This is a genomic window from Macrococcus epidermidis (genome assembly GCF_003259695.1).
Classification (GTDB): domain Bacteria; phylum Bacillota; class Bacilli; order Staphylococcales; family Staphylococcaceae; genus Macrococcoides; species Macrococcoides epidermidis.
The window spans coordinates 108,986-123,407 of record NZ_PZJH01000003.1 but is presented as its reverse complement, the minus strand read 5'-3'; the positions used below and the strand labels follow the sequence as shown (position 1 = coordinate 123,407).

The following is a 14,422-nucleotide window of genomic DNA, read 5'->3' as shown; positions in this document are numbered from 1 at the left end:
ATTCATGTTTATTCATAAAATCTTGTTCAACAGGAGGCTCTACAATGGCTATTGAAATTCCAGCTAAAACTATCGAAGATACTTATGCTTCGAAAGGTAACATTGAAAACGTATTAAACCAAGTATCAATGAAAGAAGTGATGGCAGATAAGACACCTGGGCGCTATATGTTAAAAGCGATTATGTCAGGGTTTTTACTAGCTATTATGGCAGTGCTTCAACTTGCAGCTAAGACACAATTTGCTTCAACTGAAAATGCAGGGCTTATCAATTTAGTAGGGGCAATTGCATTCAGTATCGCACTCGTAATGATCGTACTTACTAATTCTGAATTATTAACAAGTAACTTTATGTTCTTTACAGTGGGTTATTATTTCAAAACAATCACAATGGGTAAAATAATAAAAATATTTACGTTATGTTTCCTGGGAAATATTATTGGTGGATTTATCTTATTTGGAATGATGACAGGCACTAAAGTTATGACACCTGAAATGGTAGCAGCATTAACGAAAACAGTAGATGCAAAAACAATTGAATCAAGTTGGCATGCAATTCTAATTAAAGGGATATTCGCTAACTTCTTTATCAATATCGGTATTTATATTTCATTACAATGTAAGGAAGTATTAGCTAAAGTATTCTTTATCGGTGTCGGAGTAGTTATCTTTGTATTTATGGCTTACGAACACGTTGTTTACAATGCAGGATTGTTTGCCGGAATGATGTTCTACAATATCGATGCATTATCTTGGATTGACGTTCTGAAAAATTTATTTTATGCATATATCGGTAACTACATCGGTGGTGGTTTATTTATCGGATTAGTTTATGCATACTTAAACGGTAGAAGAGACGATGTCATTCTGAACAAAACTTTGTAAAATAATATTTACCAATTTGAAAAGAAATAAAAACTGTGCATGATGCTGATAGATATTAGGATCATGCACAGTTTTTATTTACAAGTAAATTCATATTGATAGATTGTTTTTATATTTTAAAAGTTATTATTTACCTTGTAATATAACTTTTTAGCATTATCCAAACTTAACCCAGTTCTCACATTCCCTTTAGTAAGATAGACAATATGATTGGCTTCATCAATCGATTCAATCAACAATTCGTCACCAATCTTAATATTTTGTTCGTATAAATAAGTGAGTAATGGTACCTCATCTTGCACCTTTTGCAGAATAAATGAATTCCCTATTTGTAATTTTGTTATTTCCTGGACCTCTTCTTCAATAATTTCTCCTCTAGGAATGATAGCTCCATGAGGACAATATGTTGGATAATCGAGCATTTTATCTAAACGCTCAATAAATAGATCTGACACTTTATGCTCAAGTATTTCTGCCTCCTGATGTACTTCATCCCAACGGTATCCTAAAGATTTTATCAAGAAACATTCTATCAAACGATGTCTTCTCACAATTCTAATAACTTCTTTTTTACCTTTTTCTGTTAGCATTGCTCCTTTATAAGGTTTGATAATAATATAACTTTCTTTTTCTAATCGATTAAACATTTCGGTTACAGACGGGGGTTTAATACCCAAATGTGTAGATATTTGTTTATTCGATACATAATCTTTTAAACCATTATATTGGTATATACACTTTAAATAATCTTCTTTTTCATCTGATAACATACATTCTCCTCCAAAATTTTCATATTTTATTCATAAAGTAAACTTGACCTTTACAGCTTTTCGGATTATATTAAAAATAGTTTAGGTATACCTAAAAGTATTTTTAATAACTTTGAAAAGGTGATTATTATGATTGAAATTAAAAATTTACATTTTGCATTAAACGGGCGAACAATTCTTCAACACATCAATTATACACAACAATTAACTGGAAAGCTTATCGGAGTTTTAGGTCCAAATGGTGCAGGTAAATCAACACTTTTTAAAAGCATTTTAGGATTTATTCATTCAAATGGGACTGTTCATTTGGATAATCATTTGCTGAAACATCAATTGACACGCTGCGCTTACATACCTCAGAAGTCAGCTTTAGATATTGATTTTCCCATAACTGTAATCGATGTAATTCGTTCAGGTGCATATACTAAAGGACATCTTACTGATAGTCAATCTAGCGCTCGCAATAATCTAAAACGATTGATGACGTTAATGGAACTTCAATCTATAAAGCATAAGCTCATAAGTGAATTGAGTGGAGGACAGTTACAGCGCGTGCTTATCGCCAGAAGTTTAATGCAGGAAAAAGATATTTATTTTTTAGATGAACCGTTTGTTGGTATTGATTTCAACAGTTATGAAATAATCAAAAACCGCTTATTTGATTTACGTAAAAATAACAAACTAATTTTTATTATTCATCATGATTTAAACACGGCTGCAAATTTATTTGATGAATGTATTTTATTAAACAAAGAAATTATTGCATCTGGCTTTACCTCAGAAGTTTTAACTGATGACAACATAAGAAAAACATTCCTTGTTCAAGGAGGTGAAAATGATGCATTTTGTCAATGATTTAATGAATTATCCTTTCCTTTCAAGAGCAATGATTACCGCAGGAGTAGTTGGTATTGTGGCAGGCATCGTTGGTTGCCTTATCATTTTAAGAGGACTGAGTTTAATGGGTGATGCAATGAGTCACGCCGTATTACCCGGTGTCGCTTTGAGCTTTCTATTAAACATTCCTATGTTTATCGGTGCCCTATTCACAGGATTATTAACAAGTGTACTCATCGGTGCCCTTACAGATCATTCGAAGACGAAAAAAGATGCCGCAATTGGTATTGCATTTACACTTTTCTTTTCTGTCGGAGTCGTCATGATTAGTTTGATGGAAACAACCACAAATCTTTACCACATTCTATTTGGTGATGTACTTACTGTGACGAGAGAAGCAATGTATACAACACTATCCATATGTATATTAGTACTTATCATCGTCATCGTATTTTACCAACAACTTAAATTGACAACATTCGACCCTATTTTTAGTAAAATGAATGGCATTAATCCAAAATTCTGGCACTATACTGTCATGATGTTACTCGCACTTATTACTGTTGTTAGCTTACAGACAATAGGGATTATTTTAGTAGTGGCTATGTTAATCACTCCTGCTTCAAGTGCTTATTTAATTTCCAAAAGCTTACACCAAATGATGATTTTATCTGCAATATTCGGTTTAATCAGTGCAGTCATAGGTATTTATATCAGCTATATGATGAACGTACCGAGTGGTGCTTGTATAGTTATTATCGCAACTATTATTTATATGTTTACTTTCATTTTAAGTAAGACTAATTTTTTATATAAGAAAGGAAGATTACTATGAGGAAACGTCTATTATTATATCTATGTATGCTTATTTTACTTCCTACTTTATTATTAAACGGTTGTTCATCAGAACCTCCCGAACAAAAGTTAAAAATCGTCACAACAAATTCCATCCTCTACGATATGACAAAAGAAATTACAGGAAATAATGCTAACGTGATAAACATAGTCCCTATCGGTCAGGATCCCCATGAATATGAAGTTAAACCACAAGATATTAAAGCCATCACAGATGCAGATATTGTATTTTATAATGGACTGAACCTTGAAACATCTAGTGGTTGGTTTCAGAAAGCATTGAAGCAAGGGAATAAAGACATTAATGATAGACAAGTTGTTGCTGTTAGTGAAGGTGTTAAGAAAATATATTTAAACAATCATAAAGACACACATGCTGTAGATCCTCATGCATGGTTAAGCATAGAGAATGGTATTACTTATAGTAAAAATATTGCAAACACACTCGTCCTCTTTGATAAAGATTACAAATCGGATTATGACAAAAATGTAGCGCAATACATTGGACAGTTGAAACAACTGAGTAACAAATACAAAGACAAGTTCAAAGACATCCCTAAGGTACAACGACAGTTAGTTACAAGTGAAGGCGCTTTTAAATATTTCAGTAGAGATTATGATATCCATCATGCATATATATGGGAAATTAATACTGAAAAGCAAGGTACTCCTGAACAAATGACAAAAGCCATCAACTACGTACGACACAATAATGTAAAATCCTTATACGTTGAGACAAGCGTAGATAAACGTAGTATGCAAACATTAAGTGAAATGACAAAAAAACCAATTGCGGGAGAAGTCTATACCGATTCAATCGGCAGCAAAAATAGTGATGGTGATAGTTACTACAAAATGATGGAACACAATATTAAAGTAATCCATGACGGTATGAAATAGCAGGTTTATGTTAACCTGCTATTTTTTCACCATGCAGTAAGCTGGGTATCTTTCACCCTCTATTTGATTACCTTGTACAAATCCAAGTTTTAAATACATGTCGTGTGCAACGGTATTAGGGACATCCACAAGTAACGTTAAATATTTAATATGCGGAAAATCACTCATAATAAATTCCGGTAACGCAATTAATGCTTGTTTTGCATAACCTTGTCTTAAATGTCTGTTGTCATTCGCAAAAGATCTTATATATATACTGTTATCTACTTCAAATTTGCTTTCAAATTCGCTATGTTCATGTAACACAAAAATACAACAGGTATTCCCTCTTCATTTAGTCCAAAAATTGGTGTGCGATTAGTATCCTCTTTTGCCACACTGATGTTTACTTCAGGACTTTTCACAAACTTTAGTTGTTCTTCAGTTAACTCAAATTGTTCTAGTAAATCTTCGTGGTAATGGGTAGATCGAATAAGTTTCATTAATTCCTCTCTTCCTCTCTTCCTCTCTTAAGTCATCTTATTTCATAATGATTATTATTAAATTATAACAAATAGATATAAATACTGTTTACTTCTATATCTGCTAGGGAATACATCAAAAAAGTATATGGAGGGTTTCTATGGACATTAACCAATATAAAGTAATACCTAATACTAAATTTGATTTCAATAATTATAAAACATCAGAAAATGAAAAACAAAATAACGATAAAATAAAAAATGATATCATGCCTGAACTAACAGAAAAACTTGAAAAGCTTCATCTAAAACTACATGCTGCTGAAAAAAATGGTATCATCGTTGTGCTGCAGGCGCTAGATGCCGCCGGAAAAGATGAAGTTATCAGTTATATCTTCTCTAATCTAAGTGCACAGGGATTAAAGACTACTTCTTTCGGTAAGCCAAATAACACAGAACTTAAACACGACTATTTATGGCGTTATCATGAAGGTTTACCTGAGCGTGGGCAAATTGGAATTTTTAATCGTTCATACTATGAAGATGTACTTGCGCCAAGAATACATGATTCTGTTGAAGAACATGAAACACCAAATAACGAAGTGGATGAATCAATTTGGAAAACCCGATTCCGCCAAATCAATGATTATGAACGTTATTTAACCGAGAATGGCTTTGAAGTGATTAAATTCTTCTTCAACATGTCAAAAGATGAGCAACGTGATCGTTTACTTGAGCGAATGACTAATAAAGATAAGAACTGGGAATTTTCATTCAATGACGTAAAAGAGCGTGAGTATTGGGATGACTACCAAAAAATATTCTCTGAAATGTTAGAAGCTACATCTACTGAACATAGTCCGTGGTTCATTTTACCTGCAGATGATGAATGGCATACAAGACGTATCGTTACAGAAGTTATGATAGATACAATAAAGCGATTAAAACCTGAGTTTCCTGAAATTTCACAAGAAAATCAAGAGAAACTAGAGGAATATATCAATAAATTAAAAAATAACTAACAAATCATTTCAAAATAAATATTTGACAATTCAGAATAATCGTTTTAGAATATGTTTAATTCTTACAACTAAATATTACTTATCCAGAGTGGTGGAGGGACTGGCCCTATGAAACCCAGCAACCTATTCAATTAGGTGCTAATTCCAGCAGGTTTAACCTGAAAGATGAGCTTATGAGTCTACTTCTTTGAGGTAGGCTCATTTTTTTGCTCCTCTTATTAAATTTAGTGTGGAATACAATTTTATGCCAGGAGGAATTCATTATGACAAATCAGTACAAATTTGAAACTCTGCAAGTTCATGCAGGACAAGTTATCGACAAGGAAACGAATGCACGTGCACTCCCAATTTATCAAACAACATCATTTACATTCAACGATACGGAACATGCTGCAAATCTCTTCGGTTTAAAAGAATTAGGTAACATCTATTCAAGACTTACAAATCCTACAACAGCTGCTTTTGAGACACGTGTTGCTGAACTTGAAGGTGGTGTAGCAGGTGTCGCTGTCGCTTCAGGAATGGCTGCCATTACTTACGCGATACAAACGATTGCGAACAGCGGTGACCACATCGTAGCAACTACAAGTTTATATGGTGGAACACACACTTTATTCGAACACACATTTAAGAAATTCGGTATTGAAACAACACTCGTGGATACGACAAATTTAGAACATGTAAAAGAGGCATTAAAAGATAATACAAAAGCTATTTTTGTAGAAACTATCGGTAATCCTGAAGGAAATGTTGAAGATATTGAAGCGCTTGCAAACATTGCACACAATCATGGTATTCCTTTAATCGTCGATAATACTTTTGCTTCTCCCTATCTGTGTCGTCCAATTGAGTTTGGTGCAGATATTGTCGTACATTCCGCAACGAAATTTATCGGAGGACATGGTACTTCAATTGGTGGCGTCATTATTGATAGTGGTAATTTTGACTGGAATAATAGTAAGTTTACAAACTTATCCGAACCTGATCCAAGCTATCATAATCTCATTTTTACCGAAGCTTTTGGTGAAGCTGCCTATGCCTTTAAGATACGCACAACACTACTCAGAGATACTGGTGCAGCAATTTCACCGTTCAATTCATTTTTATTAACCCAAGGATTAGAAACACTTTCGCTTCGTGTAGAGCGTCACGTGGAAAATACACAAAAAGTAATCGCGTTTCTTTCCAATCACGATAAGGTTGCCTGGATTAAATATGCAGATACACCAGACAGTCCCTACAAAACATTGCAAGAAAAATACTTACCGAAAGGTGCAGGTTCTATCTTTACGTTCGGAGTTAAAGGTGGCCGTGAAGCCGGTAAGAAGTTTATCGAATCACTTGAGCTCTTCTCTTTACTTGCAAATGTTGGAGATGCAAAATCGCTTATCATTCATCCCGCTTCTACTACACATGCACAACTTACAGAAGCTGAACAACTCGCAGCAGGTGTAAGTCCAGAAACGATTCGAATTTCTATTGGCATTGAACATATCGATGATATTATCGCAGACCTGGAACAAGGATTAAGTGTGATTTAATTGGTTGTTCCTCGTATTCTAATCGTTAATTTAATGCCAAATCAATTCGAAACGGAACTGCAGTTTATACATCATTTTAAAACAGCTATGATTGATTTTTTATATTTAGAGACACATCAAACAAATACTGAAAAAAGAAATTATGCTAAGCAACATTATATAAATTTCGAACAAGCTCAACGATACGATTATGATGCGTTAATCGTAACAGGAGCACCTGTAGAGCATCTTCCTTTTGCATCTGTTTATTATTATGAAGAACTTAAAAGGATCATAGATTGGTCTAAAGCGCAACAACATACGCGGTTGTTTATTTGCTGGGCAGCACAATTTGCGTTACATCACTATTACAATATTGAGAAATTCACTTTTAAAGGTAATAAGAAATTGTTTGGTGTATATGCTTATAATGTTCTGGTGGATCATCCTTTAACAAATAATTTTCAAAGCTACTATATACCCCAATCACGCTATACAAATTTTGTGATACAAGATATTAAAGATAAGACTGACTTAACCATAATCAGCACTCATCCTGAATTTGGTGCAGATTTATTAATATCAAAAGATAATAAAGATATTTATATCAATGGCCATTTAGAGTATGCACCTAATACGTTGCATACGGAATATATTCGTGATTGTAAAAAAGGGCTAACAATTTCATTCCCTGAAAATTATTACGCTCATGATAATTCTAGTGATTTGGTAATACAGCGATGGAAACCTTTTGCTGATTCATTCTTCAATGCCTTTGTAACGATACTTAGCACAGACAAAAGTAAGTGATAATGTTAAAAGTTTACAAAATTTTAAACATTGTGTTAATTCTTTTTATATACATTCCTTTCGTTAGAATTACTTAATTATTTGCGTTACGATAAGAGTAATACTATACGCAAAGGAATGTTCGTTATGAAAAATGAAAAATGGCATCAACGCTCTATCGATGACACACTTCAAGCGTTTAACACCTCAATAAATAGTGGTTTGTCCCATGAACAAGTCGAAGCAAACCAATCAACTTATGGTCTAAATGCACTTCCAGCAAAGCGGGAGAAGCCTAAAATCATTAAGTTTTTCGGCCACTTTAACGATATTTTAATATATGTATTACTAGTAGCTGCAGCGATTACAGGATTTTTAGGACACTTTCTTGATATGTCGGTTATCATTCTTGTTGCAGTTATCAATGCGATTATTGGTTATGTTCAGGAATCGCGTGCTGAAAAAGCATTAGAAAGTATTCGTAAAATGATGACGAGTGAGGCTGTAGTAATTCGTGATGGTCGCAGTCAAACTATTCCAGGCGAACAATTGACAATCGGAGATATCGTTATTTTATCATCCGGTGAGAAGATACCTGCAGACTTACGGTTAATAGAAGCGAATAATTTAAAGATTGAAGAGTCTGCTTTAACCGGTGAATCTGTACCCGTCCAAAAAAATATACATAAAATCTCAGAAGATGCTGTACTCGGTGATAGAAAAAATATGGCTTATTCAAGCTCATCTATTACTTCAGGTTCTGGAATAGGTGTAGTTGTTGCAATCGGAAAAGACACTGAACTTGGTAAGATTAATCAGGCAATGACTGACACAGAACAGATGACAACCCCATTGATGCAACAAACCGGTCAGTTCGGTAAATCAGTGAGTATTGGTATCGTTGTAATTTCTATCGCAATTTATTTATTCGGTTTGTTTTATCACAATTATCCAGCAGGTGAACTACTCTTATCTGTTATCGCACTTGCAGTTGGTGCTATACCGGAGGGATTACCTGCTGTCATTTCAATTATTTTAGCACTTGGTGTTCAGTCGATGGCAAAGAATAATGCCATCGTAAAGAACTTACCTTCAGTGGAAACTTTAGGTTCAGTTTCAGTGATTTGCACCGATAAAACTGGTACGCTTACAAAAAACGAAATGACTGTAACTTCAATTGATTTAACTCATAATCGTTATGAAGTTACGGGCACAGGTTATGAACCAATCGGAGAAATTATACCCAAACATACTGAAACACCAGAAACAGAACAAGAATTATACCAGTTCTTAACATGCGTTAAAACAGTCAATGAAGCACGTCTCTCACAAGATGAAAATGGTCATTTTCAAATTACCGGTGAGCCCACTGAAGGCTGCTTAATGACACTCGTACATAAAACTAATTTAGAAATTCCAAACTTACAGGCAATCGATAAAATCCCATTTGATTCACTTTATAAATATATGGCATATCTCGTCGAAGATCAGGGCAAGAAACGTATTTATATCAAAGGAGCACCTGACAGAATATTCGATCGTGTATTTACCAATTCTGATGATAGACAGGTCTGGGAAGATAAATTAAGTGTAATCGCTAAAGAAGGTAAACGATTAATTGCAGCAGGATATAAAGATGTGCCTCGTGACACAACCACACTCTCACATGACGATTTACAAAGTGGCATCACCTTGCTTGGGTTAGTAGGGATTATAGATCCTCCACGTGAATCTTCAATAAAAGCAGTAAAAGAATGTCAAAAAGCCGGAATTGCCGTAAAAATGATTACAGGTGACCATAAAGAAACTGCAATGGCAATTGGGAAACAACTCGGAATCGGCGATGGTACTAAGGCCATTGAAGGTCGCGAACTCGATAATATGGATGAAGAAACATTATACGAAACCGCGATTGAATACGATGTGTTTGCTAGAACAAGTCCGGAGAATAAATTACAACTCGTAAAAGCATTGCAAAAACATGACGAAATAACATCGATGACCGGTGATGGTGTTAACGATGCACCAGCATTAAAACGTGCTGATATCGGTGTTGCAATGGGTATTAAAGGAACTGAAGTATCTAAAGATGCCGCGCGTATGATACTGGTTGACGATAACTTTGAAACAATTGTAGATGCGGTACGTGAAGGACGTCGTGTCTATGATAACCTGAAGAAAACAATACTATTCATTTTACCGACAAACGGTTCTCAAGGACTACTCATTTTAGCAGCGATTCTATTCGGCATATCCATACCACTTACTCCTATCCAGGTACTTTGGGTGAACATGGTAACAGCGATTACCATATCTTTTGCACTTGCATTTGAACCTCTCGAACCAGGTGCAATGAATAGAAAGCCAAGACATAAATCTACACCGTTACTAAGTCATTATTTCTTATTTAGAATACTACTCGTATCAGTCATTGTAGCTGGTGGAATACTTCTTGCAAATATGTATTTAAGTCATCTTGATTTACATAAAACTGTACTGAATACAATCACATTGCAATCACTAGTATTTGCTTTAATCTTCCATCTATTTAATTGCCGACACTTAAATCAATTTGCAATTAATCAAGATTTCTTTAAGAATAAAGTCGCATTTATCGTCTCTGGTTTACTCATCACACTACAATTACTCATTACGTATGTGCCATTTTTTAATACGATATTAAAAACTGCTCCACTAACATTTTCACAATGGGTGATTCCGTTAGGTATCGGAACTGCTGTTTTTATCCTGATTGAAATCGAGAAATGGATTACAAGAAACATATTTAAATATGAGGCATAAGATATTTCGCGTAAACAAATACCCGTAGCACGTTTAAGTGTGCTACGGGTATTTATAATGAATAGTATGTTATTCTATCCATGGATCATCTTTTGTTTGTTTCTGCTGGAATATATATTTGATATTATCATCGTCGTCATAAACAATAAGTATTGCAAAATTATTTCCTTTTCTATCATTATCTATAACCTGGACGGAATCTCCATTCATCTCCCCATTCCAGTCATTCGGTTGCCACGCTTCCTCTGCTTCATCTTTCGTTGCGACATCGTAAGGATTCGGGATAATATAGATTTGTTCTACTTTATCATCTTTATATTCAATACCCATATTCCCATATTTCAATAAGTTGTCATTATCAGGATCTACTAAATCTGATTCATCACCTAATAATTGTTCAACTTCTGTTTTATCCATCCCAATTTCAATATCGTTATAGCCATCTGTTCTATCTTTAGACATATAAGAATTCAGAAAATCTCTTGAACTCGTATCTATTGTTCTACGCTCTTCTTGTTCTTCTTGCACCAATTCTTGTCTTTCTTGAGAACGTTCCTGAAACTCTGCAATCTTATCTTCATCAAATTTTTCAACTGCAACATCGGATTCACTCATATTAATAACTAGTTCTCCATTAATCTTTTCATCTTCTATTTCTTTTTGAGCATCAAATTGATAATCTCCTAATACAAAGTTACCTAATTTAACTTGCTCATACATCGTTGTTTCAATTGCAACAGGTTTATCATTAACTTTATAATTCAAAATACCATCTGAACCGGGTGATAAATAGATTTCTTTCTGAGGGACTTTGAAGCTATATTTATCAAATAGGCCATACTTTTTTCCGTCTTTTGCTACATTCATTACTTCACTAGCGTCATGTGTAATAGATGTACCACTTTCGTTATTATCAATTTCTTTTTTCGCTTCTAATAGGCTTGTCTTTAGATCAATACCCTTCGCTTTATTGTATGCAATATAAGCTTTAGCTTCTTCTTCAGAAAGGTAAGCATCTCCACTTTTTAAAAGATCCGATAATTGTTTGGCATCATCTTTTTGAATTGCATTTGTAATAGCAGTGACAGAATTATTGTAAGAAAATTGCTGTCCAAGTATAAAATAAGCCAGAGCTAATAAAGCAATAGAACCTATTACTGTACTTAATAAAATTATCGCCTTTTTAGACATCGGTTGTCTTTGAATTTTTGTTTGCTGTGATACATTTGTGTATTGATCTGTAAATGTTTGATTTTGTGTTTTTTCATAATTTTGAATCGGCGTCACAATTTGGTCTTCTTTTTGTTCAACTTTTGTACCACAGTTCGTACAGACTTTATGATTTGGTTTTAATTCATGCCCACAATTTTTACAGTATTTCATAATAACCTCCAGGAGTATAATTTACTATATACTCCTAATTATATCTGATAGCACAAAACGAACCTATAAGCCTCAATTAATCCGAAAAATAATTCTGATTATTTATTTGTTACTTTAAGCTAGTTAATCACTTATTATGCTTTTTAAAGTTTGATTTTTATCGTTGTTCCCATATCTATTTCACTATCAATATCGATAGTAAAGTCATGTACATCTAATATCACTTTAACGATTGCCATGCCTAGACCATTTGAAGTGACATTATCTTCGTTCACATTCGACTTATAGAAACGCTCAAAAATCATTTTTCTCGTCTCATCAGTCATCCCATAACCATGATCTTCAATAATGAATTGTTTATTATTCTGTTCTTCTTTCAGTTCAATATGAATTTCACTGTCATTCGGACTATATTTAATCGCATTCGATAATAAATTAGTAATCATTTGATAGCATAAATCTCTATTTCCCAGGACATATACATCTTCTAACGTGGTACTCAAAAATATATCTTTCTGATTAATAGTGTACATATTATCTCGAATAACTTCCTGAATAAGCATTTTAAAATTAAAGTTTTGTTTCGTTAATGATATTTTATTCTGCTCAATTGAGGCTAAAAGTAATAACTGCTTCGTCAGACCACTTAAACGTAATGATTGATGTTCAATCTGATTAAGTAAACTCAAATCTTGTGTTTCTTTCAATTTTTTTATTTGTCCGATTAAATTTGTAATTGGAGATTGTATTTCATGACTTACATTTGCCACAAAGCGCTGATTGATTTCCTCATGTTGCTTTAGCTTCTTACTCATCTCATTCATTTCTTCAGCAAGGACACCTAATTCATCTTTACGATTAACCGAGGTTTGATAACCACTCTGCTCACCAATACGTTGTGCAGCTTTTTTTAGTTCGATTACTGGATGCACAATAAACTTAGAAGAAATAAAGACGAGCAATATTGATATGACAATCGTTAAAAGCAGTAATACCGCTAAAAATGATCGAAATTCATGCATACTTTCACCAACATCCGGTCTTATAAATACTGTATATTGCTGATGATTGATCTGCATTTTCGTGCCTACTGTATTTATTGATTCATTATCAAAAAATCCAGTGATAAATAGATTGAATGGACGATTTTTAATACCGTGATAAACGCCATCTCGTTCCATTTTAATCGTATCTAATTTGAGGTTATCTAATCTAAATTTTGTTCCATAATTTTCTTTTAAATCATGGTTATTGATTGCCAGTACTTGAAAATTCAAATTCCCAAGTTGCGCAAAAAACGCTTGTGGTTTTATTTCAGGGTGTTTTTCAATATATTTTTTTTGAGATAATAATACTTGCGTCACCCTTGCATCATTTTGTTCTTTCAATATGACGTGATAATACATATTAGAAATTACAAAAGCAATTACTGCACTAATGAGCATGACATGAAGCGTTGTAACAATAAACCTTGTAGATAAATGTTTAAACATGATGCACCTTATACCCTACACCACGTACTGTTACGATTTCCATTTGCGTATCATAATTTTCTAATCGCTTCCGTATACGTTTAATATGAACATCCACGGTACGTTCATCTCCCTCAAAATCAAGCCCCCAAATTGCTTCAATTAATTGCTCACGCGTAGCAATATTAGGTTGATGTTTAACTAAATAATACAGTAGTTCAAATTCTTTACGTGGCAAATAAAGTGTATCCTGATGTATATGGAGTTCATATGTATCCTGGTCTAGTTCCACATTTCCTATTTTAATTGATGTGATATCTAAGTTATAACGTTTCAAGATTGCATTCGCTCTAAAAAGTAATTCGTCAAATTCAAAAGGCTTTGTAACATAGTCATCACTACCCGCTTCAAATGCGATGCGTTTATCACCCAACGCATCACGTGCTGTAAGCATAATAACCGGCAGTTGATGACTCTCTTTTATCGCTTCACATAATTCAAATCCGTTCATTCCGGGCATCATAATATCAACTACACACAAATCTATCTTCTCATTTTCCAGAACTTTAAGAGCAGCCTCTCCACTACCTGCGCTATATACTTCATAATGATGTTTTATAAATCCTTCCACCACTTGATTTCTTATACTTTGTTCATCATCTACAATTAAAATTTTATTTTTCATCCAATATACTCCTTTGTTCATATTCTGTTCATATTGATTGTT

Annotated in this window: 14 protein-coding genes and 1 riboswitch; of the genes, 8 read left to right on the top strand and 6 right to left on the bottom strand. The window is 33.7% G+C overall.

What is annotated here, in order from left to right:
- Positions 1–44 precede the first annotated feature (44 nt).
- The gene (locus BHU61_RS08365) at positions 45–884 is read left to right on the top strand and encodes a formate/nitrite transporter family protein (protein ID WP_111716102.1); all 840 of its coding nucleotides are present in this window, start codon (positions 45–47) and stop codon (positions 882–884) included.
- A gap of 116 nt (positions 885–1,000) precedes the next feature.
- On the opposite strand, the gene BHU61_RS08360 is transcribed toward BHU61_RS08365, so the two are convergent.
- Entirely contained in the window at positions 1,001–1,654 is a 654-nt protein-coding gene (locus tag BHU61_RS08360) for a metal-dependent transcriptional regulator (RefSeq protein WP_111716100.1), read from the bottom strand.
- A gap of 129 nt (positions 1,655–1,783) precedes the next feature.
- On the opposite strand from BHU61_RS08360, the gene BHU61_RS08355 reads away from it, so the two are divergent.
- From BHU61_RS08355 to BHU61_RS08345, 3 genes are read left to right on the top strand one after another with little or no spacing between them, the layout of a single operon-like run.
- Positions 1,784–2,509, top strand: a complete 726-nt coding sequence (locus tag BHU61_RS08355) for a metal ABC transporter ATP-binding protein (protein WP_111716098.1) — start codon at positions 1,784–1,786, stop codon at positions 2,507–2,509.
- Positions 2,493–3,326 (top strand): metal ABC transporter permease, encoded by an 834-nt coding sequence (locus BHU61_RS08350; RefSeq protein WP_111716239.1) that lies wholly within the window; start codon positions 2,493–2,495, stop codon positions 3,324–3,326. The genes BHU61_RS08355 and BHU61_RS08350 overlap by 17 nt, the downstream gene beginning before the upstream one ends.
- Complete coding sequence (locus tag BHU61_RS08345; protein ID WP_111716097.1) at positions 3,323–4,246, top strand: metal ABC transporter solute-binding protein, Zn/Mn family; 924 nt, start codon at positions 3,323–3,325, stop codon at positions 4,244–4,246. Before BHU61_RS08350 ends, BHU61_RS08345 begins: the two co-directional genes overlap by 4 nt.
- Positions 4,247–4,264: 18 nt before the next feature.
- On the opposite strand, the gene BHU61_RS08340 is transcribed toward BHU61_RS08345, so the two are convergent.
- Together BHU61_RS08340 and BHU61_RS08335 are read right to left on the bottom strand one after the other, a co-directional pair.
- Complete coding sequence (locus BHU61_RS08340; RefSeq protein WP_170122512.1) at positions 4,265–4,552, bottom strand: GNAT family N-acetyltransferase; 288 nt, start codon at positions 4,550–4,552, stop codon at positions 4,265–4,267.
- Entirely contained in the window at positions 4,510–4,728 is a 219-nt protein-coding gene (locus BHU61_RS08335; RefSeq protein ID WP_111716093.1) for a hypothetical protein, read from the bottom strand. The genes BHU61_RS08340 and BHU61_RS08335 overlap by 43 nt, the downstream gene beginning before the upstream one ends.
- A gap of 140 nt (positions 4,729–4,868) precedes the next feature.
- Between BHU61_RS08335 and BHU61_RS08330 the strand changes: the two genes are divergently transcribed.
- The 4 genes from BHU61_RS08330 (at position 4,869) to BHU61_RS08315 (ending at position 10,840) form a co-directional block, all read left to right on the top strand.
- Positions 4,869–5,729, top strand: coding sequence for a PPK2 family polyphosphate kinase (locus tag BHU61_RS08330; RefSeq protein ID WP_111716092.1), 861 nt, complete (start codon positions 4,869–4,871; stop codon positions 5,727–5,729).
- A gap of 76 nt (positions 5,730–5,805) precedes the next feature.
- A riboswitch (SAM riboswitch) is annotated at positions 5,806–5,901 on the top strand.
- A gap of 91 nt (positions 5,902–5,992) precedes the next feature.
- Positions 5,993–7,270 carry an O-acetylhomoserine aminocarboxypropyltransferase/cysteine synthase family protein gene (locus BHU61_RS08325; RefSeq protein WP_111716090.1) on the top strand — a complete coding sequence of 426 codons (1,278 nt, stop codon included), beginning with the start codon at positions 5,993–5,995 and terminating at the stop codon, positions 7,268–7,270.
- Complete coding sequence (locus BHU61_RS08320) at positions 7,271–8,059, top strand: homoserine O-acetyltransferase/O-succinyltransferase family protein (protein WP_111716088.1); 789 nt, start codon at positions 7,271–7,273, stop codon at positions 8,057–8,059.
- 126 nt (positions 8,060–8,185) lie between these two features.
- Positions 8,186–10,840, top strand: coding sequence for a cation-transporting P-type ATPase (locus tag BHU61_RS08315; protein WP_111716086.1), 2,655 nt, complete (start codon positions 8,186–8,188; stop codon positions 10,838–10,840).
- 69 nt (positions 10,841–10,909) lie between these two features.
- Here BHU61_RS08315 and BHU61_RS08310 read toward each other — a convergent pair whose 3' ends face one another.
- The 3 genes from BHU61_RS08310 to BHU61_RS08300 form a co-directional block, all read right to left on the bottom strand.
- Positions 10,910–12,223 carry a TcaA second domain-containing protein gene (locus BHU61_RS08310; RefSeq protein ID WP_111716085.1) on the bottom strand — a complete coding sequence of 438 codons (1,314 nt, stop codon included), beginning with the start codon at positions 12,221–12,223 and terminating at the stop codon, positions 10,910–10,912.
- A 143-nt stretch (positions 12,224–12,366) separates the two neighbouring features.
- Positions 12,367–13,716: a sensor histidine kinase gene (locus BHU61_RS08305; RefSeq protein ID WP_111716083.1), complete on the bottom strand. Its 1,350-nt coding sequence runs from the start codon at positions 13,714–13,716 to the stop codon at positions 12,367–12,369.
- Positions 13,709–14,380, bottom strand: a complete 672-nt coding sequence (locus BHU61_RS08300; protein WP_111716081.1) for a response regulator transcription factor — start codon at positions 14,378–14,380, stop codon at positions 13,709–13,711. The genes BHU61_RS08305 and BHU61_RS08300 overlap by 8 nt, the downstream gene beginning before the upstream one ends.
- Positions 14,381–14,422: the final 42 nt, after the last annotated feature.

Bases quoted from the DNA above. Each gene is read 5' to 3' on its own strand.
- BHU61_RS08365 (WP_111716102.1), top strand. From the start codon at position 45: ATGGCTATTGAAATTCCAGCTAAAACTATCGAAGATACTTATGCTTCG.
- BHU61_RS08360 (WP_111716100.1), bottom strand. From the start codon at position 1,654: ATGTTATCAGATGAAAAAGAAGATTATTTAAAGTGTATATACCAATAT.
- BHU61_RS08355 (WP_111716098.1), top strand. From the start codon at position 1,784: ATGATTGAAATTAAAAATTTACATTTTGCATTAAACGGGCGAACAATT.
- BHU61_RS08350 (WP_111716239.1), top strand. From the start codon at position 2,493: ATGCATTTTGTCAATGATTTAATGAATTATCCTTTCCTTTCAAGAGCA.
- BHU61_RS08345 (WP_111716097.1), top strand. From the start codon at position 3,323: ATGAGGAAACGTCTATTATTATATCTATGTATGCTTATTTTACTTCCT.
- BHU61_RS08335 (WP_111716093.1), bottom strand. From the start codon at position 4,728: ATGAAACTTATTCGATCTACCCATTACCACGAAGATTTACTAGAACAA.
- BHU61_RS08330 (WP_111716092.1), top strand. From the start codon at position 4,869: ATGGACATTAACCAATATAAAGTAATACCTAATACTAAATTTGATTTC.
- BHU61_RS08325 (WP_111716090.1), top strand. From the start codon at position 5,993: ATGACAAATCAGTACAAATTTGAAACTCTGCAAGTTCATGCAGGACAA.
- BHU61_RS08315 (WP_111716086.1), top strand. From the start codon at position 8,186: ATGAAAAATGAAAAATGGCATCAACGCTCTATCGATGACACACTTCAA.
- BHU61_RS08310 (WP_111716085.1), bottom strand. From the start codon at position 12,223: ATGAAATACTGTAAAAATTGTGGGCATGAATTAAAACCAAATCATAAA.
- BHU61_RS08305 (WP_111716083.1), bottom strand. From the start codon at position 13,716: ATGTTTAAACATTTATCTACAAGGTTTATTGTTACAACGCTTCATGTC.
- BHU61_RS08300 (WP_111716081.1), bottom strand. From the start codon at position 14,380: ATGAAAAATAAAATTTTAATTGTAGATGATGAACAAAGTATAAGAAAT.